This window comes from Faecalibacterium sp. Marseille-Q0746, assembly GCF_017377595.1.
GTDB classification, from domain to species: domain Bacteria; phylum Bacillota; class Clostridia; order Oscillospirales; family Ruminococcaceae; genus Faecalibacterium; species Faecalibacterium duncaniae.
Genome location: NZ_JAFREI010000011.1, coordinates 58,144 through 80,151 on the forward strand (window position 1 = coordinate 58,144; position 22,008 = coordinate 80,151).

Below are 22,008 nucleotides of genomic sequence, written 5' to 3' on the forward strand. Positions count from 1 at the left end.
CTATGGCAAAAAAAAGAGGAGGACTGGGCCGGGGCCTGGAAAGTCTGTTTGAGGACACAGCCCCCAGTTTTGAGTCCGATAACCGGATCGAGACACTGCCCCTGCGGGAGATCGAGCCGGACCCGGCCCAGCCCCGCAAGACCTTTGATGAGGAAACGCTGGCAGAGCTGGCGGCCAGCATCTCAGAGCACGGTTTGCTGCAGCCCATCGCGGTGCGGCCCCACGGGGTAGACCGCTATCTCATCGTGGCCGGTGAGCGCCGTTGGCGTGCCTGCCGGATGGCGGGCCTGACCGAGGCACCCGTCGTCGTGAGGGATGTTACGGATGAGCAGGCCATGGAGCTGGCGCTGGTGGAAAACCTTCAGCGCGAGGATCTGGACCCGGTGGAAGAAGCACTGGGCATCCGGGAGCTGATGACCCGCTGTGACCTGACCCAGGAGCAGGCCGCCCGCAAACTGGGCAAGAGCCGCAGTGCGCTGGCCAACAGCCTGCGTCTGCTCAACCTGCCCGAAACGGTGCTGGAGCTGCTGAAGGGCGGTTTCCTCACCACGGGCCACGCAAAGGTGGTGCTGGGCCTGCCCACCCCGGAGCTGCAGGAGCAGGCGGCACAGATCATTGCCGACCATGAGCTGAACGTCCGGCAGGCAGAGGCCCTGTGCAAAAAGCTGGCCAAGCCCCCCAAAGAGCCTGTGGAGCCCGCCCCGCGCGGCACCCTGCCTGTGGAGGTGGAGGAGAGCCTGAAGCAGGCGCTGGGCAGTGAGGTCAATGTGGCCTACCACGACGGCAAGGGCAAGCTGACCGTCCATTTCTACTCGGATGAGCAGCTGAAGGCTTTTGCAAACTTATTAGGGCAATATCAGGTTGAGGATTAAACCTCTCCGTCATTGTTGTTGCCCAGTAGGAGAGGCCTTGGCAGCCGATGGAAGCTTTTCGTATACGCCAGAGGCTCCCCTACTAGGGGAGCCTCTGGCGGGCGCAAGCCCGACTGAGAGGTTGTACGAAGGCAAGCCTGCCCGAGAAGAAAAACATAGCGATCTAAGGCGCACGCCGCCTTTGAACGGCATGGGAAAGGGCCCACCCGCCCCATGCGAACCGAAATAGAGTAAGGAGAGTAAATCATGCTTGATATCAAATTTGTCCGTGACAACCCGGATGCTGTCAAGGAAAACATCAAGAAGAAGTTCCAGGATGCCAAGCTCCCTCTGGTGGATGAAGTCATCGAGAAGGACGCAAAGTACCGCGAGTGCCTGAAGGAAGTTGAGAGCCTGAAGGCTGCCCGCAACAAGCTGAGCAAAGCCAACGGCCCCCTGTTCGGTCAGCTGAAGAAGTGCACCGATGAGGCCCAGAAGGCCCAGCTGCAGGCACAGATCGATGCCAACAACGCCGCCGTCAAGGCCGACGCGGATAAGATGGCAGAGCTGGAAGCCGAGGAAGCCAAGCTGGCTGACCGCATCCAGGAGATCATGTACACCATCCCCCAGATGATCGACCCCAGTGTGCCCATCGGCCCCGATGACACCTACAACGTGGAGGCTCAGCGCTTTGGCGAGCCTGTGGTGCCCGATTTCCCCATCCCGTACCACACCGAGATCATGGAGAGCTTTGACGGCATCGATATGGACGCTGCTGGCCGCGTTGCCGGCAATGGCTTCTACTACCTGCTGGGCAACATTGCCCGCCTGCATGAGGCTGTGCTGGCCTATGCCCGCGACTTTATGATCGACAAGGGCTTCACCTATGTCATTCCTCCCTTTATGATGCACGGCAACGTGGTGCAGGGCGTGATGTCCTTCCCCGAGATGGATGCCATGATGTACAAGATCGAGGGCGAGGATCTGTACCTGATCGGTACCAGTGAGCACACCATGATCGGCCGCTTCATCGACCAGACCCTGGACGAGGCTACTCTGCCTCTGACCCTGACCTCCTACAGCCCCTGCTTCCGCAAGGAGAAGGGCGCACACGGCATCGAGGAGCGCGGCATCTACCGCATCCACCAGTTCGAGAAGCAGGAGATGATCGTGGTCTGCCACCCCGAGGAGAGCGCCGACTGGTACGAGAAGCTCTGGAAGAACTCCGTGGAGCTGTTCCGCAGCATGGAAATCCCCGTGCGCCAGCTGAACTGCTGCTCCGGCGATCTGGCTGACCTGAAGGTCAAGAGCTGCGATATCGAGGCCTGGAGCCCCCGCCAGCAGAAGTACTTTGAGGTCTGCTCCTGCTCCAACCTGGGCGATGCACAGGCACGCCGCCTGCACATCCGCGTCAAGGGCAAGGACGGCAAGACCTATCTGGCCCACACCCTGAACAACACCTGCGTGGCTCCTCCGCGTATGCTGATCGCCTTCCTGGAGAATCATCTGCAGGCCGATGGCTCCGTGACCATCCCCAAGGTGCTGCAGCCCTACATGGGCGGCCTGGAAGTTATGGTTCCCACCCACAAGAAGGGCTGAGCCTGAGCTTTTCCACAAAGCACTCATAAAATGTTGAAACCCCCGCCGTCCGCGTGATGCAGACGGCGGGGGTTTGTTGTGTAGAAAAAACAAAAAGAAAAAAGCTCCTGATTTTTCAATCAGAAGCTTTTTGGTGACCCGTACGGGAATCGAACCCATGTTACAGCCGTGAAAGGGCCGTGTCTTAACCGCTTGACCAACGGGCCTCAAAAACACAGAGCTTCGCTAAAACCTCCGACATCCATCATCCACTACTGCGGACGACCGTCCCCCTTATCTTAGCGAAACTCTGTAACGTGGTAGCGGTAACTGGATTTGAACCGGTGACACTTCGGGTATGAACCGAATGCTCTAGCCAACTGAGCTATACCGCCATATTTATTTTGTGCACTTGAACAGTGCTTTATTATTATAGCCAATCGACCGCGATTTGTCAACAATTATTTCGCAAAAATTCAAAAATTTCTGAAATATCTCCTTTCATGGCGTAAAAAAGACGCTGTAACAGAAAAAAGTTACAGCGTCTTGCGTAAATCATTCTCGATATTTCTCCATCATTTCCTTGAACAGCACAGCCGGAGAGGGCGGCGTGTAGGTAATGGCGTTGGCACCCGCCGCAATGGTGGCGGAAATGCTCTCGCCGGTCTTGCCGCCGCTGGCGATGATGGGCACATCCGGGAACTGCTCCCGGATCTTTGCCACCACCCGGGGCGTGTCGGTGCTGCAGGCCACATTCAGGATGGATGCCCCGGAATCAATGCGGCTCTGGATGTTGGTGTTCTCTTTTGTCACTGTGATGATGACCGGGATGTCCACCACCCGCGAGACCGCCAGCAGGTTCAGGTCAGAGATGGGGGAATTGAGCACCACGCCCATGGCACCCTGGCTCTCCACGTCGCGGGCAAGGTTCAGGGTGCGCACGCCGTGGGTGGTGCCGCCGCCCACACCGCAGAACACCGGGATGTAGGATGCCTTGATGATGGCATCGCTGATGGCCTGCTGGGGCGTGAAAGGATAGACCGCGAACACCGCGTCCGCGTCGCAGTTGCGGATGATGGCAAGGTCGGTGGTGAATACAAAGCTTTTCAGTCGCCGCCCGTTGATGACGATGCCGCTGGCGGCATACACCTCCTGGGGCATTTTCAGGATGTTGTGGCGCAGGCGGCTCTCTACGTTGGGGGAAGTTTTCTTTTCAGCTGCCATGGGCAAGTCCTCCGTTTCTCAATTGTTTCAAATAGGAACTATATTATAGGAAAACAGGGGAGTTTATGCAAGAAACATCCTGTGAACAGTCTGCAAATAAAAATCGACCCTCTCCGTCTGTGCTTCACAGCACCGGAGAGGGTCGTTCCTTTAATGTGTTCTAACGTATTCTAAAATATCCTCAGGCACGCCGGCCAGTGCATCGGCTCCGGCAGCAGTCAGCTCTGCGCGGCCCCGGAAGCCCCACAGCGCCCCCATGGCAGGCAGACCGGCATTGTGCCCGGTCAGGATATCTACATCGCTGTCGCCCACAAACAGGGTGCTGGCAGGGTCTGCATGCAGGTCCTGCATCAGGCTGTAAACACCGGTGGGGTCGGGCTTGGTGGGCACGCCCGGGCGGCTGCCCCGCACCAGAACAAACCGACCTGCCCCGAAATAATGCTCGATGATCTTGCCGCACAGCGGGTCAGCCTTGTTGGAGAACACCGCGCACTGCACGCCTGCGGCGTTCAGCGCGTCAATGAGGGCAGCAATGCCCGGGTAAGGCGCGGTCTTGTCCTCCTTGTGGGCATCGTACCGGGCGGTAAACTCCGCCAGCGTAGCGGCCAGCTGCTCCGGTGTGCGGGCATCGGCAGGCGAAAAACGCTCCACGAGCTTCGGGATGCCGTTGCCCACCATGTGCTTGAACTGCTCCACCGTAAACTCCGGCCACCCATGCTGTGCACACACCCAGTTGCCTGCATCAGCCAGGTCGTCGATGGTGTTCAGCAAAGTGCCGTCCAAATCAAATAATACCGTATGAATCATAACAATTTTACTTCCCCTAAAAACAATAACTTTATCTTTATGCCAGGGGCTCCCCTTATTGGGGGAGCTGTCGCCGATCGGCGGCTGAGAGGTTTAATTCGTTTCCATAAATCTGAAAAATTTCTCCGCATCCCGCAGCGGCACGCTCCTCACCTTGAGCTTTACCCAGCCGGGAAAGGTCAGGGTCAGGTTGGTGCGGCCCACACTGGCAGCCCAGGGGCTTTGTGCTGCGGTCAGGCAGACATCCGGGTGAAACACACAGATGCAATGCAGGTAGAGCCCCTGCTGCCGCCGCAGGGTCATGCGGCCCTCCCGCAGCCAGAGACCCTCCCGCCGGTAGCCAGCCGCGGCCCCGGCCAGCAGTGCCCCAAAGAAGAGCGTGGGGATGAGCAGGGTCACGGTCAGCTGGGGCAGCACTGTGGCCGAGACCAGCGTCAGCAGCAGGCAGAGGGCAAAGGGAATGCCTGCCGGTGCAAAAAAGATGAGACTGCGCTGCTCGGTGCGGGCCAGCAGGTCGGGCGGCATCCGGAACTCCGGCAGCAGCTCCCGGAACAATGCTTCCTCGCCGCTGCGGTAGACGAACAGCGGCAGCTCGGGGGAGCAGCCGCCTGCCGTTACAAAGACCGGCCAGCGCTTCATCAGCCGGGCAGCGGGGGAGATGCGGACATCTGCAAAGCTGATCTCGCTTGTCCGCACCCGGCACTCGAAGTGCCCCAGCCAGCCGCCCCGGCTGCCGATCTGGTCGGCCGTGTGCCAGACAGTGTAGTGCACGGTCTGGGCAAAGCTGCGCATCAGGCTGGCCCCCAGCAGAAAGCCTGCAGCCGCCAGCAGCCACGCCGCGCCTGCAGGGAGCCACCGCGCCGCGAAGCGGGCCAGAAAGCTCACCTGGATCTGGGCAAAAACGGCAGGGTTCCAGTCCGGAACATCCCGGGTCTGGCGCACGGCCAGCACAAACAGGGCCAGCGTGGAGAGGCCGTTGGCTCCCAGAAAGCCCAGCGCCGCCCGTTCCCCTCCGGCGGGCCGGTGCAGGGCAGGCTTTACCAGAGGCATCAGCTGGTCTGCCACCGCCTCGGCATCGGCTTTGGGCAGGCAGACCGAAAGGGTGTGCTTTTGCGCCGCGCCCACCGGGTAAAGGGTCAGGCGGCTTGCCCCGGCCATCCGGTAGAGCAGGGGCCGGTCGATGATCAGTGCAGCCAGCATCTCGCCCCGCAGGGCACGATCCAGCCGGATGCCCAGCCGCCAGTGCAGATGAAAGACTCCGGTGTCATCCATGCTCCAGCTGCTCACACGCAGGATGCCCCAGCTCACTGCGCAGAGCAGAAGGAACAGCAGCGCATCCTGCCGCAGAGCCGTGTGCAGGGCTGTCCAGTTCCGCTCAAACAGCACCTGAACCAGCGGCAGCAGATAGACCACCAGCGTCTTGCGCAGAAACAGCAGAACGGTAAAGGGGTGCAGGCGGCGTTCGTTCATCGGATCTCCTCCGCAAGGGCATGGGTGAGGGCAGCGGCCTGCTCTTCCGGGACCGCCGGTAAAATAAGCCGCGTGCCCGGTGCCGTGATGACGACCACCGATACCCCTGCCAGCCGGAGCAGCGGCGTGCGCAGCCGGAACAGCCCTGTTACGGCCCTGCGGCGGACCGCCCGCCGCAGCGGGAAGACGATGCCGGAGTACACCGTCAGAGTCTCCGCGCCCAGCGCGGCGGCATAGCTGCAGGCGCGCTGGTACACCACCGCCACCAGTGCGGCCCAGAGCAGGCAGAACACCATCCCGGCGGGCATGCTCTGCCAGAACACAAAGGGAGCCGCCAACAGGCCCGGGATGGCGGCCCAGCAGCAGAGCACAGCCCGGCCCCGGGGCGGGATGATGAGCGCCGTGCGGCGCAGCTCCCGCTCCGTCACTTGCTGTTCAGCTCCCAGGCATCGGTCAGCAGGTGCAGGGTATCGTCCTGCGTCAGCACCAGGATGCGGTCCCAGGGCAGCAGAACGGTGTTGCCGTGGGGGATGATGAACTCGGTGTCGCGGGTGATGCTGACCAGAATGGCATCGCCGGGAATGGGCACATCCATGATGGCCTTGCCCGCAAACTTGAAGTTCTCGGGCAGCAGGATCTCGTTCAGGCTGGCCGTGCCGCCGCCCAGGCTGAGCAGCTGGCGGATGGTGTCCGTCTCGATCTCCCGCTCCAGAATGTGGCTCAGGTTGTCGGTGCCGCAGACCACGGTGTCCACGCCTAAGGTGTGCAGCAGCTCCCGGTTCTTGGGGTTGGAGGCCCGGGCCACGGTACGGTCCACGCCGAACTCCCGCTTGGCGATCTGACAGGCCACGAGGTTGTCCTCGTCCGAGCCGGTCACGGCCACAAAGGCGTTGCAGCTGCCAACATCGGCGGTGCGCAGGGTGTCCACGCTGATGGAATCGCCGCAGATCACGGGGATGTCCAGCGAATCTGCCAGCATCCGGCACTGGGCCTCGATGGGTTCAATGATGACCACCGAATGGTGGTTCGTCAGCAGGCTCTGGGCCAGATACCGCCCAACACGCCCGCCGCCTGCAATACAAACTTTCATATTGATACCTCGTATTACTTTGGGTAGAACTGTTTTGGGATAAAACCTCTCCGTCAATGCTTCGCATTGCCACCTCTCCTAGTAGGAGAGGCCTTGGCAGTCAGGTAAAGCTTTACGCATTTGCCAAGGGCTCCCCTACTAGGGGAGCTGTCGAGCGGGTGCGAGACTGAGAGGTTTTACGTCTCACTTCGCCAGCGCACGGAACACGGCCTGTTCTGTCAGGATGGTGGGGCAGATCGTGTCCAGCTCGTAGGTCTTGTGGTAGAGCACCTGCAAATGCGGGTCAGAGACGCGGCAGATGACCTTTTCGCGCCGGAAGATGTTCTTTGCGATCTGTGCGGCCATCAGGTTCACGGAGTCATCCTCGCTCACAGCGGCCACCGCGTCGCAGTTCTCTACGCCGCCCTGCTTGAGGATGTCGGGGTCGGTGGGGTCGCCCACAAGGGCCGTGCCGCCAAAGGAATAATCATCAAAGCTGTCCAGCCGCTTGAGCTGCTCGGGGTCCTTTTCGATCAGGGAAATATCATGGCCGATGCGTTCCAGATCCCGCACCAGTGCCGCGCCCACCTGGTCGCAGCCGATCACCAGAATATTCATGGATGTCACCTCATTGTTCAAAATCTGTTTTTATCTGGCCCGGCAGTCCGCGTCAGAAGGAAACACAGGGAAAAACGTTGTGTCCAGTATAGCATATTTCCCGCGGCAGATAAATACAGAAAAAGCAGACAGTGCTCCTGTATAAAATTTGTGATTTTTCGTGCGCAGGCTCTCAGAATATGATATACTGGAAAGCGAACCCAATCTGAATGTGTGCAGAGCGCCTGTGCCGCTTTGCAGGGAGGAGAACCCATGTTTCTTGAAATACTGAAAGCCATCCTGATGGGCATTGTGGAGGGCATCACCGAGTGGCTGCCCATCTCGTCCACCGGCCACATGATCCTGGTGGAGCAGGTGGTCAAGTTCAACGCCAGCGAGGAGTTTATGTCCATGTTCCGCGTGGTCATCCAGCTGGGTGCCATTCTGGCTGTGGTGGTGCTGTTCTGGAATAAGCTCTGGCCCTTCGGCCTGCGCCATGGCCGTGTCTGCTCCAAGCCTGCCGTCTGGCAGCTCTGGTTCAAGGTAGTGGCCGCCACCATCCCGGTGCTCATCATCAGCCCGCTGGACGACTGGTTTGAGGTCCGCTTCTACAATTACATCACGGTCGCCGCCATGCTGATCCTGTATGGTGTCCTCTTCATCCTTGTGGAGAACCGCCGCACCGCCCCGCATGTCATCCGGCTGGAACAGATCACCTACCGCGAAGCTTTCATCGTTGGCGTGTGGCAGATGCTGGCCATCATCCCCGGCACCTCCCGCTCCGGTGCCACCATCGTGGGCGGCCTGCTGCTGGGTCTGTCCCGTGCCTGCGTGGCCGAGTTCACCTTCTTCCTCGCCATCCCGGTTATGGCGGGCGCGTCCCTGCTCAAGGTGGTCAAGTTCGTCCTCTCCGGCGCTGCGATGACCGGCACTGAGATCGCTGTCCTCGTGGTGGGCTGCGTGGTCGCCTTTGTGGTCAGCCTTGCCGCCATCCGCTTCCTGATGGATTACGTCAAGCGCCATAACTTCAAGTTCTTCGGTCTTTACCGCATCGTGCTGGGCCTGATCGTCCTGGCTGTGGCCGCCATCACCGCCATTGCGTAAATCGCTTTCCAAACACCCCAGCCGCCCGCCCGGGCGGCTTTTTTGCGCCCTGGGGCAATTGCACCGACCCCGGCCTTGTGCTATACTGGAGCCATAAAGAGAGAACCCGGCGGCGGGAAAGTGCCGCGCCTGAAATTGTCAAAAACGGAGGAGATCCCTATGGAAGCATCGACTGTATATTACACCGACTTCCGGTGTCCTGTGGGCACCAGCCTGACCGAAAAACTGCGCCGCCTGTGCATTGCGGCGGGCATCAAGAGCATTGATATGGACGGCAAGTTCGTGGCCATCAAGATGCACTTTGGCGAGCTGGGCAACCTGGCTTTCCTGCGCCCGAACTACGCCAAGGTAGTGGCAGACCTGTGTAAGGAGCAGGGGGGCCAGCCCTTCCTGACCGACTGCAACACACTGTACCCGGGCAGCCGCAAGAATGCGCTGGAGCACCTGAGCTGCGCGCAGGAAAACGGCTTCTGGCCCATGACCACCGGCTGCCAGATCATCATTGGCGATGGCCTGCGCGGCACCGATGAGCTTGAGGTGCCCGTGCCCAACGGCGAATACTGCAAGACCGCCAAGATCGGCCGCGCCATTATGGATGCCGACATCTTCATCAGCCTGACCCACTTCAAGGGCCACGAAGCGACCGGCTTCGGCGGAGCCATCAAGAACATCGGCATGGGCTGCGGCTCCCGTGCGGGCAAGATGGAGCAGCACTCCTCCGGTAAGCCCGCCGTGCAGGAGGAGCTCTGCCGCGGCTGCCACCGCTGCGCCAAGGAGTGCGGCTCCGATGCCATCCGCTACAACGAGAACAACAAGGCGGTCATTGATTACGAAAAGTGCAAGGGCTGCGGCCGCTGCATCGGTGCCTGCAACTTCGATGCCATCTATTCCATCGACAGCAGCGCCAACGAGGAGCTGGACCGCAAGATGGCAGAGTACGCCGCCGCCGTCTGTGCAGACCGCCCCTGCTTCCACATCAGTCTGGTGCAGGATATCAGCCCCAACTGTGACTGCCACGGCGAGAACGATGCCCCCATCCTGCCGGATATCGGCATGTTCGCCTCCTTTGACCCCGTGGCGCTGGATCAGGCCTGTGCCGATGCCTGCCTGAACGCACAGCCCCTGCCCAACAGCCAGCTGGGCCAGAACCTTGCAAAGCCCGGCTGGAACTGCCACCACGACAACTTCAAGGATTCCAACCCCAATGTCGAGTGGAAGGCAACGCTGGAGCAGGCCGAAAAGATCGGCATGGGCACCCGCCAGTACACCCTGAAGAAGATCTGAACATAAAAATAAGCCCGACAACGTCGGGCTTATTTTTATGTCTCTTGCATTCAGGGGCAGACGGAACGCTCAATACTCGCTGGAAGCCGGGACCAGTACGTCAATGACATCGGCCAGGGCCTTCCAGTTTTCCTCGGAACAGCCGGGCAGCTCTTTGGCATCCAGACCGGCATCCTCGATGCGGCCGGTCATGCTGTCCTTGTCGGTCAGCAGGGTCTCGGCATCGGCCTTGATGAGCGGCCAGGCATCGGCAAAGCTCTGCTGGTCATCGGCGCTCAGGCTGTCGAACCACTGGGTATAGGCATCTTTGATGTCGCTGACCGGCTGGATGCTCATGTTGCAGCCATCGGCCCATTTCAGCAGGGAAGCCGCCGCGATGACGGATTTCAGCGAGCAGCCGGACACGCCGGGGCCCCAGCCGAGGCAGGGGGCAAAGGCATCGTCCGGGTCAGAGAGGGAGAACAGGGAATTCTCGCCTGCGTCCAGCGGGCCCACCTTGCCAGTGTCGGCGGTCACGGTGGAAGAGGGGATGCTCTCGCTTGCAGAAGCGGAAGAGCTGGAAGCGGCAGTGCTGCCGGAAGAGGTGCTGCAGCCTGCCAGCACGCCGCATAGCAGGGCGGCGCAGACCAGCAGGGAAAGAATACGCTTGCGAATCATAGGAAAGCCTCCTTTTATCGTGTTCCGGCCCATCTGCCGGAGAAACTGCTCTGGTACATTTCTAGTATACTGTTCTGCCGGGCTGTTGTCAATCGGCGTGCGCAGGACGATTTTTCACCCCGGCTGTGCAAACTATACAAACTTTTGTCCTTTTTTTCTCAGTCGGGCGGGATTGACATTTTTTGCGCTGGCGCGTATAATTCGGCCATGGTCAAACTGGGAGAAACGGGTGAAGAACCGGGAAAAGGGGGAGAAACGGATGCAGAAATTTCTGCGGCGGCTGGAACGCTTTTCACAGTCGCTGCTGTCGCCGCTGTCTTATCTTTCGGCGGCGGGCCTGCTGCTGGTGCTGGGGGCGCTGCTCACCAGCAAGCCCCTGTGTCAGGCGCTGCCGGTGCTGCAGTGGGCTCCGCTGCAGCTGGTGGGTCAGCTGCTCTATAACGGGATGATGGTGCTCATCAACAACCTCAGCGTCATTCTCTGCGTGGGGGTGGCTGCCGTGCGCGCCAAAACCGAAAAGCAGGATGCCGCCCTGCTGGCACTGATGGCCTATCTGGTGTTCCTCACAGCCAACCACACCGCGCTGGAAGCGCTGGGACTGCTTGCCCAGCCGAACGGGATGACCGGCCTTGCGGGCACGGGCCAGACCACCATTCTGGGCATTCAGGTGGTGGACACCGGCGTGGCAAGCGGCATCGTGCTGGGCTTTGCGGCGGCGTGGCTCTTCAACCGCACCTGCGAAAAGCAGTTTTATGGCATGATCACCCAGCTCTATTCGGGCCTGCGGTGGTCGTTTTTGTGGCTGTCGGCGCTGGCGGTGGCACTGGGGCTGGGGTTCTGCTTTGTCTGCCCGCCGCTGCAGCGGACGGTCAGCGCCCTCACGGGCTGGATCGCGGCTTCAGGGAACGCGGGTGTGTTCCTTTACGGCTTTCTGGAACGGCTGCTCATTCCCACCGGCCTGCATCACCTCATCTATATGCCCTTCCAGTTCTCTTCGCTGGGCGGCAGCCTGACTGTGGGCTCTGTGACCTACACAGGTGCTTACGCCGTCTGCATGACTGAGTACACCATGGGCCTGCCCCTCTCAGACGGCATCGTCTGGATGTACACCGGCTTCACCAAGACCTTTGGCTATCTGGGCATTGCAGCGGCCTTCATCTTCACGGCCCGCAGGGAGAACCGTGCCCGTACCGCCGCCGCTATGATCCCGCTGGCGGTCACGGCCTCGGTGGCCTCCATCACCGAACCCATTGATTTTCTGTTCTGCTTCGTTTCGCCCCTGCTCTGGGTGGCCCATGCGGTCATTACGGGCGGCTTTATGGTGCTGCTCCATGTCCTGCATGTCCGGGCCTTTACCTCCAACCTGCTGGGGTCGCTGGTGTTCAACCTGAGCGCCGGGGAGCAGCTGCAGAACATGCCGCTGCTCTATCTGCTGGGCTTTGCGGAGATCCTGACCTACTTTGCCGTGTTCAGCGTCCTCATCAAGGCAAAGGATCTGCCCACCCCGGGCCGGGAAGCAACCCTTTCCGCAGAACAGTCCCTGTACGCCGACCCGCAGGAGGTGTGCCGGTTCATCGCCGCGCTGGGCGGGCCGGAGAACATCGCCCAGCTGGGAAACTGCTTCACCCGCCTCCGGCTCACGGTGCGGGATGCCTCGCTGCTGGATATGGGGGCTCTGCTCTCCCTGCCCCATAAAGGTCTTGTGGTGCAGGGCACCCGGGTCCAGCTGGTCTGCGGCCTGCACGCCGCCCAGCTCCGCCATGCGCTTGAACAGCAGCTTGCCGAGATGGCCCCGGTGTGATTGCATTTTGATAAGAGAAACGGTATAATTGTGGCGAAACCTCTCAGTCGCCTGCGGCGACAGCTCCCCTAACAGGGGAGCCAAGAAAGGCCCCTGCCTCTCCTATTAGAAGAGGTGGCATTGCGAAGCAATGACGGAGAGGTTTAGCAGCGGATAACCTGAAAATAAAGGAGAACATAAAATGCAGAATAACACCTTTTCCGTCGAAGGTCTCTTCGATTTCCTGAACGTCGGTGTCAGCGCCTTCCACTCCACGGCTGCGGCTGTGAAGATCCTGGAGGAAAACGGCTACCAGAACTGCCCCGAGAGTGCAGCCTGGGAGCTGGTGCCCGGCGGCAGATATTACACCACCCGCAACGGCTCTGCCGTGCTGGCATGGCGGATGCCCAAGGGCGAGCTGACCGGCTGGCATGTCACCGCCAGCCACAGCGATTCTCCCACCTGGCGCATCAAGCAGCTGGACGGCGGCAAGGACGCAGTCTTTGCCAAGGCGGAGACCGAGGGCTACGGCGGCATGATCATGCCCACCTGGCTGGACCGTCCCCTGAGCGTGGCGGGCCGCATTCTGGTCCGCACGGAGAATGGCATCCGGAGCCTGCTGGTCCACCCCGACCGGGCGCTGGCTGTCATCCCCAACCTCTGCATCCACTTCAACCGTGACCTGAACAACGGCATGAAGTACAACCCTCAGGTGGATCTGCAGCCCATCTTTGGTGAGGCAGGCTCCACCCTGCGGGACGCTCTGGCTGAGGAGGCCGGGGTCAAGGCTGAGGATATCGTGGACGCTGACCTGGTGCTCTGCACCCGCGAAAAGGCCGAGCGCGTGGGCCTGAAGGGCGAATACTTCATGTCCGGCCGCATCGATGACCTGGAATGCGCCTACACCACCCTGTGGGGCTTCCTGCAGGGCCGCGGCGAGGAGGAAGGCCGGGGTGATATGTGGGTCATGTTCGACAACGAGGAGGTGGGCTCCTCCAGCCGGCAGGGCGCACAGGGCACCCTGATGGCCAACGTACTGGCCCGCATTGAGGAAAAACTGGGGGTCACCCGGGAGCAGAGCACCCGTGCCTGCACCAACAGCCTGCTGCTGAGCGCCGACAATGGCCACGCCACCCACCCCAACCACCCCGAAAAGAGCGATCCCGCCAATGTGGCGGTCATGGGCGGCGGTGTGCTGCTGAAGTACAATGCCCGCCAGACCTACACCACCAGCGGCTTTACCGGCGCTGCCTTTGCCGAGATCTGCAAAAAGGCCGGTGTGCCGGTGCAGGTGGCCGCAAACCGCGCGGATGTTCCCGGCGGCTCCACGCTGGGCAACCTGCTGGGCCACCAGATCCTGATCCCCATGGTGGATATCGGTCTGGCACAGCTGGCCATGCATTCCGCAATGGAGACCGCCAGCTGCAAGGATGCCGAGTACATGGCAAAGGCCGTGGCCGAGTTCTATAACACGCCCATCTCCCAGCCTGTGGACGGCGAGTGGAAGCTGGGCCTGTGAGCGCTGTGACCGGGCGCTTTGCCCCCAGCCCCAGCGGGCGGCTGCATCTGGGCAATCTGGCCTGCAGCCTGCTGGCCTGGCTCAGCGCCAGAAGTCAGGGCGGGCGCATCGTTCTGCGCATTGAGGATCTGGATGCCGAGCGCTGCCCTCGCAAATATGCCGACGCACTGGAAGAGGACCTGCGCTGGCTGGGCCTTGTCTGGGACGAGGGCGGCAGCAGCGGCGGCCCCAACGGCCCCTATTACCAGAGCGAGTGCGCCGCCATCTACACCGAGAGCTATAACAAACTGGAAGCACAGGGCCTTGTTTACCCCTGTTTCTGCTCCCGTGCCCAGCTCCATGCCGCCAGCGCACCCCACACCTCCGACGGCAATGTGATCTATCCCGGCACCTGCCGGGGGCTGACGGCGGAGCAGATCGCCGAAAAGAGCAAAAAGAAAGCCCCGGCCTACCGTCTCATGGTGCCCGATGAGGACATCACCTTCACCGATGGCTGTATGGGCCCCCACACCGAGAACCTGCTCCACGACTGCGGGGATTTCTACCTCCGCCGCGCCGATGGCGTGTTTGCCTACCAGCTGGCTGTGGTGGTGGACGATGCCCGCATGGGCGTGACGGAGGTGGTGCGGGGCGCGGACCTGCTTTCTTCCACCGCGCGGCAGCTTTATCTTTACCGTCTGCTGGGCCTGCCCGCCCCAAAGTTTGCTCATTGCCCGCTCCTGCTGGCTCCCGATGGCCGCCGCCTGTCCAAACGGGACGGGGACCAGAGCCTGGAAAACCTGCGGGCAAAGTATACGGCGGAAGAGATCGTGGGCAGGCTTGCCTTTGCCTATGGTCTCCAACCTGAACCGGCTCCCCGCACCCCGGAAAGCCTGATTCCAGACTTTTCCTGGGACAAGGTGCCAAAGCAGGACATCTGCCTGCCGGAAGGCCTGTTTTAAGCAAACCTACGATTTTTGCCATGCCTGTGCAAAGATCGTGGGTTTTTCTTTACAAAAAAACAATCTATGGTAAAATATAACTAGAGATTTTGCCGAAACGGAAAGGAGCCTGTTATGCGTAAAATGTTAAAAGCGTCGAGTTTGTTGATTTGTGCAATGCTTTTGTTCAGCGCATGTGCAAGCTCTTTGAATCTGAGACCGGGACCTTTCCGTTCGGAAATGCAGGATGTTTTCGTTCAGCAGACGACACTTACGGTTCCGGCCAGTCACGCCGAGCATGGGGAGGATTATGTCATTGAGTGGCAGGACCCTGTGATGGAAAAGCACGTCCGGAAATGGCTTGACCGCCCGAAGGGAGATATCTATCACAGCGATGTCTGGGATTATCAGCGGGTCTCGATAAATTCCGGAACCGGCGTAGGGGATCTCATCGTCAAAGATGCACCGGATGGGGTGGACATTGGAAGAAACGTCAACAGCAATGAGCAGCTGGCAGCCTGCGCAGTCAGCGTAGAGGGAACGTATGATCCGGTGACCTCTCTGGCAGACCTGCGGCATTTTGACAGCTTGCAGGTATTGTCGGTCAATAATAGAAGGGGAGCCCCACCCATTACAGATCTGACAGGTCTGGAGGAATGCAAAAATCTGATGCTTTTGAGTGTGCCCAGTGTGGAGAGCAGCGCATTCCCGACCTTTGCAAAGCTGGATTCTGTGGTAGAGCTGAAGTATGGCAGTGACGGGATCCGGGCGGATTCCAATGTCTCCGACCTTTCGGCGCTGGCGCAGATGAAGTCGCTGAAGATGCTGTGGATCACCGGCAGTGAGGTCGATCTGACCCAGCTGGCCGGAGCTGACTTGCGGGTCCTGAGACTGGACGTGACCCGGATCGGTTCGCTGGAACCGCTGAAGCAGATGGAAAATCTGAGCTTTCTGCAGCTGTGCCAAGGGCCGGAGATCGACAGCTTTGCCCCGCTGGCGGAGAGCAGTGTGCAGTATCTGAGTATGTCTCTCTCTCAGGGTGCACAGGAAGCCTACAAGGACATGGATTATACTCCCCTGACCCAGATGCCGCAGCTGATCTGGCTGGATCTGACCAACAACATCACGTTTGATACGGAAACCTGCAAAAAACTGCTGGCAAACGATACGGCCCTGAAATATCTGAAAATTTCCTATACATCAGCGGCCAAAGATGCCGAAGAGCTGGATACAGCGCACCTGAAAGAGTTCACTGCCCCGGCTCCGTAATGCCCCAAAATGCAAAACACCCATGCCAGCGCCGGCATGGGTGTTTTTCTGTACAGATTCAGAGCCGCTGCAAGGCTCTTGCATCGCTGCGTTCCAGTGCGGTCATGGCCGTATCCAGAACCATGGCCAGGAGGATGCCCAGCAATACGTCAATGCAGCTGTGCTGCTTGAGCAGGACCGTGGACGCAATGATGGAAACGCAGAGCACGGCGGAAGCGGGCCGCATCCAGCGGCGGCCCGGCGTTTCAAAGATGCGGCTGCGGTAGTAGGCCATCATCAGGGTGACGGAGTTGAACACATGGATGGAGGGGCAGACGTTGAGGGGCGTGTCGGTGGCATAGAGCATCCGCACGGCCTGAGCAAAGAGGTCGCTGCCGTACACCCGGTAGGGCCGCAGGTCAAGCCCGGTGGGCAGGATGACATAGCAGGCCAGTGCAATGGTCATGCCCGCAAACAGGGGCAGGCAGAGCCGCCAGAAGTCGGCCCGGGGCGCTTTCCACAGCAGGTAGAACAGGGTGAACGGGATCCACAAAAACCACGCAAAGTAGGGCACGATGGCATATTTGCAAAAGGGGATCAGGTCGTCCAGATGGCAGTGCACCAGAACATCGGGCACGGCAATATGGACTTCGAGCCAATGGAACGCCGAAAGGTAAAACAGGAGATAAAACGCCATGAACGAAACGGGATGGCGGGAAAACCAGTTGCGCATGGAACACACTTCCTTTTCTGGAATGGGGGCCGCAGCCCCGCCTAAAGTTCTTTGCAGCGTATGATTATACCGCGCAAAGACGAAGAAAACAAGACAAAAAGCTGACAAAATCGTGAACACATCCGCGCGGAATTTGGTATGCTTTGGGAAAGCGAATGCAGGGGAGAGAAGCTTCTGCCTATTGATACGAGACAGGATGCGGGTTTCCTGCACAAAAAAGGCCCTCCCCGCCAAAACTGCAATGGCGGAGAGGGCCGGATATACGGAAACTCAGATCACCTTTTGTTCCATCCACCTGCCGCGGACAAAGCGGACGCAGAAGAACAGCGAGCGCATGGCCCAATCCAGGAACATGCCCATCCAGATGAACAGCAGGCCGCAGTGGAACTTGAGCACCATCAGGTAGCAGAAGGCCACCCGGAACACCCACATGGAGATGACGCTGACCGTCATGGTAAAGGCGGCATCTCCGGCGGCGCGCAGGATGTTGGGCAGAGTGAAGCTGGAGGGCCACAGGATCAGCGATACAGCGTTGAACCAGACCATCAGCTCCAGTGCCATGCCGTAGGCATCCGGCGAGAGGTTGAACCAGGAGAGCGCCAGCTTGTTCAGGAAGAACAGGCCGGAAAGGTTCATCAGCCAGTCCCCGGCGTAGGCGGTCAGGAGCAGCAGGCGGGAATAGCGCTTGGCCTGCACCTTTTCCCCGGCACCCAGACACTGGCCCACAACGGTCAGCGCGCCGATGCCCACGGCGGAGGCGGGCACGTTCAGGAAGCTGGAGATGTTGCCTGCCACGGCGTTTGCGGCAATGGCGGCGGTGCCCAGCGTGCTGGTCAGGCTGGAGACCGACAGCTTGCCGATCTGGAACATGCCGTTCTCGATGCCGGCGGGGATGCCGACTTTCAGGATGCGCTTGATGAGGTCGAGGTCTGGCTTCAGGTCGGTGAGGTGGTCGATGCGTAGTGCACAATCCGGCTTCTGCAGCAGGAACATCACGGTGAAGCAGGCGATCATCCGGCTCACGAGGCTGGCGGTGGCCGCACCCATCACGCCCATGCCGAACCCGTAGATCAGAATGGCGTTGCCGCCAATGTTCACCACGTTCATCACCAGGCTGGAAAGCATACTGATCTTGCTGTTGCCCTGGGCGCGGAACAGAGCCGCACCGGCATTGTACACGCCGATAAAGGGATAGCTCAGGGCTGAGAGCAGGAAATAGGTCTCAGCGTAGCGCATCACATCCGCGTCAATGGAGCCGAAGATGCCCCGCAGGATGGCGTGCCGCCCCACCGCCACGATGACGGCGGTGACCACGCTGAGCGAGATCATAATGAACATGATCTGTGCGGCGCTGGCCTTGGCCCGTTTGGGCTCCCGGTGGCCGATGTACTGGCTGGCGACCACCGCGCCGCCGGTGGCCAGTGCGCTGAGCAGCTGGATCATCAGCACGTTGAAGGAGTCCACCAGGCTCACGCCCGAAACGGCGGCTTCGCCCACCGAGGAGACCATCAGGGTGTCCGCCAGACCGATGGAGATGCTGAGGGCCTGCTCTGCCACCAGCGGCAGGAAAAGTGAGATGAGCTGTTGACGGTTGAACAGCGGTCTTGATGTGGTCGATGCGTCTGTCATGGTGTCCTCCCTTGGCGCGTGGATTCAAACACACCCATGATAGCGCGGAATGACGTGAAAATCAAGATGTTGTATCCAACAAATCAAAAAATCAGGCAAACTCTTTGCTGGGGGTCAGGCTGGAGCCGTAATAAACAATGTAGTCATAGGGGATCTGAGGGTTGTATGCGGCCAGATCGCCGTACTTGGCCAGAATGTCGTTCCGCAGGTTCTCCGGGGTGTAGGGCTGCCCGGCGGAAAGGGTGTCGGCGCAGACCGCGTTCCACATGCTCTCGGTAAAGGCGGCGCAGTTGAAGTAGGCCGACCAGTGGTCAGATTTGGCAAGGTTGCGGTTGACCACGTCCAGCTGGCCCTGATCCAGCGAGGTCTGGACAGCATAGATGTTCTGGTAGTAGGAATCGGCCAGATAGCGCTTGTAGTAGCCCTCCAGATTGTACCAGATGCCGGTGTGTTCCCAGCGGTTGCCGCGGGGGCTGAAGGTCATCTCGGTGTCGGGCGCGATCCGCAGGCCGCCCACCTCGATGTCGTGGTCCGAAACGTTCCGCACCGAGAGGAAGGAGTGGCCGCTGGAATTGATGGAGGCATCGCCCCGATCCTCGGCCCGGGCGTAGACGCGCAGCAGGGCCACGGCACCCTCGGCGGGTTCTGCACCGTAGGCCTGCACGGCAGATCTATGGTCGGCCTGTTCAAAATCATAGGGGCCGCCGGTGCTGGTGGTAAAGCCGACGATGTTGCGGATCTGATCCTCAAGGGGGCTTACGTCGGTGATGACACGTTCGTCCTGGGGGGCGGGCGTGGCGGCGGGAGCCTCGGCCAGCGCGGCGGTGCTGCCGGACACGCACAGGGCCAGTGTCAGGCAGAGGGAAAGGGCGCGGAACAGCTTTTTCATGGGGAAACCTCCAAAGAGAAAAAAATCAGGTCAAGAATAGACGATTTTTGGGGCGCTGTCAAGAAAAAGATATCTGTTGCCTTTACCCCCGGGGCCGGTTGTGTTAAAATGTAGCTGGCAGCCGTGCCCGGTGGTTTGGGGTATGGAGCCGATCGGAAGGTAAATGAATCTGACCCAGAGAGGGGAACAACCTATGCCAAAAGAAGCACACAAGGTCGTGGTCATCGGGCACCGCAACCCCGATACCGATTCCATCTGCTCCGCCATTGCCTATGCGGAGCTCAAAAACCGCACCAGCACGCTGGTCTGTGAGCCGCGCCGTGCCGGTAAAATGAATCAGGAGACCGAGTTCGTCCTGAAAAAATTCGGTGTCACGCCGCCCCGGATGTGCACCGACGTGAACCCCAAGATCCGGGACGTGGATTACCGCGAGATGCCGGGCATCCCGGGCTCCACCAGCCTGCGCCGCGCATGGAAGATCATGCGCGACCAGCAGATCGACACCCTGTCCATTACCAGCGCGGACAACGAGCTGGAGGGCATCATCACCGTGAAGGATCTTGCTACCGCCAACATGGACGTGTTCGATACCGCAGTGCTGGCCAAGAGCCGTACCTCTTATAAGAACATCCTTGAAACGCTGAACGGCACCATGGTGGTGGGCAATGCCGACGCGGTCTGCACCACCGGCCACATCAAGATCGGCACCGCCACCCCCGAGATGCTGGAAAGCAGCGTGGAAAAGGGGGATATCGTCATTCTGAGCAACCGGTACGAAAGCCAGCTCTGCGCCATTGAAAAGGAAGCCTCCCTGCTCATCATCTGCAATGGGGCCAAGGTGGGCCGCACCATCCAGCGCATTGCCGATGAGACCGGCGTTGCCATTATGACCACCCCTGTGGATACCTACGCGGCGGGCAAGCTCATCAGCCAGTGCGCGCCCATCTCCTATTATATGACCCGGGACAACATCCTCAAATTCACCCTCGTCACCCCCGTGGCTGATGTGCTGCGGGTGATGGCAAAGGTGCGCCACCGCTATTTCCCCATCCTCGATGAGGACGGTAAATACTGCGGCATGGTCAGCCGCCGCAACGTCATTGCCCTGCGCAAGCGGCGCATTATTCTGGTGGACCACAACGAGGCCACCCAGGCCGTGGAGGGCTTTGATCAGGCCGAGATCCTGGAGATCATCGACCACCACCGCATCGGCAGTCTGGAGACCAGCGGGCCGGTCTACTTCCGCAACCAGCCCGTGGGCTGCACCGCCACCATCATCACCCAGATGTACGATGAAAACGGTGTGGACATCCCGCCCCAGATCGCGGGCCTGCTGCTGGCGGCCATCCTCTCGGATACGCTGGCCTTCCGCAGCCCCACCTGCACCCCCGTGGATGAAAACGCCGCCAAACGTCTGGCCAAGATCGCAGGCGTGGATATCGAAGAGTTTTCCACCGAAATGTTCGAGGCTGGTGAAAAACTGGACGGCAAGACCCCCGAAGAGGTCTTTTTGCAGGACTTCAAGGTGTTCATGTGCGGCGATATCCGCTTTGGCGTGGCGCAGGGCAGCTACATGACCCGCAAAAACCTGCAGGCCGCCCAGGCGCTGCTCCAGCCTTATCTGGAGGAGGCCCGCAACAAGCAGAACGTGGAGGACCTCTACATGCTGCTGACCGATGTGCCCAAGGAGGAGAGCGTGGTCATCTGCACCGGCCGCTACGCCGCCGAGGTGTTGAGCAACGGCTTTGAGAGCCGGCCCGCTGCCGACGGCAGCTGGACGCTGCCCGGCGTGGTCAGCCGCAAAAAGCAATTCATCCCCGCCATGATGAGCGCCTATCAGGAGCTGTAACCCCCCGATACAAAACACGAAGCCCCCGGAACCCTGCATGTTCCGGGGGCTGTTGTGTTTTGTAAGGGAGCGTCAGGCTGCGACTTTTAAGGGAGAGTTATCAGTCCAGATGGTGCCATCCAAAAGCTTTGTTACGGCCAGTGTACCGTTCACGCTGACCCGCGCGGGGTCCAGCGCATAGAAATCGCTCTCCCGCAGGTTTTCGGGGTCTGCCGTGGGGGAGATGCCCACCACGCACACCCAGTGTCCGTAGGTGCTGCTGGTGGCGATGTGGGGGTAATTGACCTCTTTCCAGCCGGAGCCGGAGAGGTGGTATTCATAGCTCGTCACGCGGTTGGTGTGCTTGGACACGCCGCTGACAGCGGTGTTTTTCAGATGTACGATGACGGGCCGCCCGGCCTGCAGCTCTTCATACAGGCGGGAAAGGCAGCCGGAAAGGGAGCCGCTGTAAGCGTAGTACCCGGCGGCAGACCATACCGCGCCGTTCGACCACATCCCGCTGCCTGAGCAGGGCTTGCCATCCAGAATGGTGCGGGCGTAGCGCAGGGCGTACCAGCTGCACCGGCCCGAGGTCTGGTTGCCGATGGAGACGATCTGCTGGCTGTCGAAGGACAGCAGCATGATGCCGTTTACATCCTGCAATTGTGCCGCCGCAGCCTTTGGCGCGGCCAGAAAGCTCAGGCACAGCAGAACTGCGGCCATGAAAACGCGCACCGGAGCGCGCAGGGAACCGTGCTGCATGGGGCAAACTCCTTTTCCTTGTTCAGGAACGGCACCCGGCGGTTCCCATTGCCTTAAGT

Annotated in this window: 20 protein-coding genes and 2 tRNA genes; 9 read left to right on the forward strand and 13 right to left on the reverse strand. The window is 60.3% G+C overall.

Features of this window, described 5'->3' with window-relative positions; translation table 11 throughout:
• Positions 1-2: 2 nt before the first annotated feature.
• Both J3351_RS07975 and serS read left to right on the forward strand, forming a co-directional pair.
• Positions 3-872, forward strand: a complete 870-nt coding sequence (locus J3351_RS07975) for a ParB/RepB/Spo0J family partition protein (protein WP_207697484.1) — start codon at positions 3-5, stop codon at positions 870-872.
• A gap of 246 nt (positions 873-1,118) precedes the next feature.
• A complete protein-coding gene (gene serS, locus J3351_RS07980) occupies positions 1,119-2,450 on the forward strand; it encodes a serine--tRNA ligase (protein ID WP_207697485.1) in 1,332 nt (443 codons plus the stop codon).
• Positions 2,451-2,581: 131 nt separating this feature from the next.
• Here serS and J3351_RS07985 read toward each other — a convergent pair.
• The 8 genes from J3351_RS07985 to J3351_RS08020 form a co-directional block, all read right to left on the reverse strand.
• Positions 2,582-2,656, reverse strand: a tRNA-Glu gene (locus tag J3351_RS07985).
• Positions 2,657-2,747: 91 nt separating this feature from the next.
• Positions 2,748-2,824, reverse strand: a tRNA-Met gene (locus J3351_RS07990).
• Between the two features lie 160 nt (positions 2,825-2,984).
• Positions 2,985-3,653: a hypothetical protein gene (locus J3351_RS07995; RefSeq protein ID WP_005929187.1), complete on the reverse strand. Its 669-nt coding sequence runs from the start codon at positions 3,651-3,653 to the stop codon at positions 2,985-2,987.
• A gap of 150 nt (positions 3,654-3,803) precedes the next feature.
• Complete coding sequence (locus J3351_RS08000) at positions 3,804-4,460, reverse strand: HAD family hydrolase (protein ID WP_117534284.1); 657 nt, start codon at positions 4,458-4,460, stop codon at positions 3,804-3,806.
• Between the two features lie 93 nt (positions 4,461-4,553).
• Positions 4,554-5,930 (reverse strand): PH domain-containing protein, encoded by a 1,377-nt coding sequence (locus J3351_RS08005; protein ID WP_207697486.1) that lies wholly within the window; start codon positions 5,928-5,930, stop codon positions 4,554-4,556.
• Complete coding sequence (locus tag J3351_RS08010) at positions 5,927-6,358, reverse strand: hypothetical protein (protein WP_207697487.1); 432 nt, start codon at positions 6,356-6,358, stop codon at positions 5,927-5,929. The genes J3351_RS08005 and J3351_RS08010 overlap by 4 nt, the downstream gene beginning before the upstream one ends.
• A complete protein-coding gene (locus tag J3351_RS08015; protein WP_005929193.1) occupies positions 6,355-7,020 on the reverse strand; it encodes a TrkA family potassium uptake protein in 666 nt (221 codons plus the stop codon). The genes J3351_RS08010 and J3351_RS08015 overlap by 4 nt, the downstream gene beginning before the upstream one ends.
• 183 nt (positions 7,021-7,203) lie before the next feature.
• Positions 7,204-7,617: a TrkA family potassium uptake protein gene (locus J3351_RS08020; protein ID WP_005929195.1), complete on the reverse strand. Its 414-nt coding sequence runs from the start codon at positions 7,615-7,617 to the stop codon at positions 7,204-7,206.
• A 252-nt stretch (positions 7,618-7,869) separates the two neighbouring features.
• Between J3351_RS08020 and J3351_RS08025 the strand changes: the two genes are divergently transcribed.
• Entirely contained in the window at positions 7,870-8,700 is an 831-nt protein-coding gene (locus tag J3351_RS08025; RefSeq protein ID WP_207697488.1) for an undecaprenyl-diphosphate phosphatase, read from the forward strand.
• Between the two features lie 159 nt (positions 8,701-8,859).
• Positions 8,860-9,984 carry a DUF362 domain-containing protein gene (locus J3351_RS08030; RefSeq protein ID WP_097769914.1) on the forward strand — a complete coding sequence of 375 codons (1,125 nt, stop codon included), beginning with the start codon at positions 8,860-8,862 and terminating at the stop codon, positions 9,982-9,984.
• Between the two features lie 69 nt (positions 9,985-10,053).
• On the opposite strand, the gene J3351_RS14160 is transcribed toward J3351_RS08030, so the two are convergent.
• Complete coding sequence (locus tag J3351_RS14160) at positions 10,054-10,641, reverse strand: hypothetical protein (RefSeq protein ID WP_227611717.1); 588 nt, start codon at positions 10,639-10,641, stop codon at positions 10,054-10,056.
• A gap of 259 nt (positions 10,642-10,900) precedes the next feature.
• On the opposite strand from J3351_RS14160, the gene J3351_RS08040 reads away from it, so the two are divergent.
• The 4 genes from J3351_RS08040 (at position 10,901) to J3351_RS08055 (ending at position 16,129) form a co-directional block, all read left to right on the forward strand.
• Positions 10,901-12,442, forward strand: a complete 1,542-nt coding sequence (locus tag J3351_RS08040) for a PTS transporter subunit EIIC (RefSeq protein WP_207697489.1) — start codon at positions 10,901-10,903, stop codon at positions 12,440-12,442.
• A gap of 181 nt (positions 12,443-12,623) precedes the next feature.
• On the forward strand, positions 12,624-13,940 hold the full coding sequence (locus J3351_RS08045; RefSeq protein ID WP_207697490.1) for a M18 family aminopeptidase: 1,317 nt from the start codon (positions 12,624-12,626) through the stop codon (positions 13,938-13,940).
• On the forward strand, positions 13,937-14,881 hold the full coding sequence (gene gluQRS / locus J3351_RS08050; RefSeq protein ID WP_156066871.1) for a tRNA glutamyl-Q(34) synthetase GluQRS: 945 nt from the start codon (positions 13,937-13,939) through the stop codon (positions 14,879-14,881). Before J3351_RS08045 ends, gluQRS begins: the two co-directional genes overlap by 4 nt.
• Positions 14,882-15,100: 219 nt before the next feature.
• Positions 15,101-16,129, forward strand: a complete 1,029-nt coding sequence (locus J3351_RS08055; protein ID WP_005929212.1) for a leucine-rich repeat domain-containing protein — start codon at positions 15,101-15,103, stop codon at positions 16,127-16,129.
• A 58-nt stretch (positions 16,130-16,187) separates the two neighbouring features.
• On the opposite strand, the gene J3351_RS08060 is transcribed toward J3351_RS08055, so the two are convergent.
• The 3 genes from J3351_RS08060 to J3351_RS08070 all read right to left on the reverse strand — a co-directional run bounded on the left by J3351_RS08060 (position 16,188) and on the right by J3351_RS08070 (position 19,359).
• The gene (locus tag J3351_RS08060) at positions 16,188-16,841 is read right to left on the reverse strand and encodes a phosphatase PAP2 family protein (RefSeq protein ID WP_227611721.1); all 654 of its coding nucleotides are present in this window, start codon (positions 16,839-16,841) and stop codon (positions 16,188-16,190) included.
• A gap of 270 nt (positions 16,842-17,111) precedes the next feature.
• On the reverse strand, positions 17,112-18,470 hold the full coding sequence (locus J3351_RS08065; RefSeq protein WP_156068937.1) for an MATE family efflux transporter: 1,359 nt from the start codon (positions 18,468-18,470) through the stop codon (positions 17,112-17,114).
• Between the two features lie 91 nt (positions 18,471-18,561).
• Positions 18,562-19,359, reverse strand: coding sequence for a hypothetical protein (locus J3351_RS08070; protein ID WP_207697491.1), 798 nt, complete (start codon positions 19,357-19,359; stop codon positions 18,562-18,564).
• Between the two features lie 193 nt (positions 19,360-19,552).
• On the opposite strand from J3351_RS08070, the gene J3351_RS08075 reads away from it, so the two are divergent.
• On the forward strand, positions 19,553-21,208 hold the full coding sequence (locus tag J3351_RS08075; RefSeq protein ID WP_097773106.1) for a putative manganese-dependent inorganic diphosphatase: 1,656 nt from the start codon (positions 19,553-19,555) through the stop codon (positions 21,206-21,208).
• A 72-nt stretch (positions 21,209-21,280) separates the two neighbouring features.
• Here the strand turns inward: J3351_RS08075 and J3351_RS08080 are convergent, their stop codons facing one another.
• Complete coding sequence (locus J3351_RS08080; RefSeq protein ID WP_035393261.1) at positions 21,281-21,949, reverse strand: hypothetical protein; 669 nt, start codon at positions 21,947-21,949, stop codon at positions 21,281-21,283.
• Between the last annotated feature and the right edge of the window lie 59 nt (positions 21,950-22,008).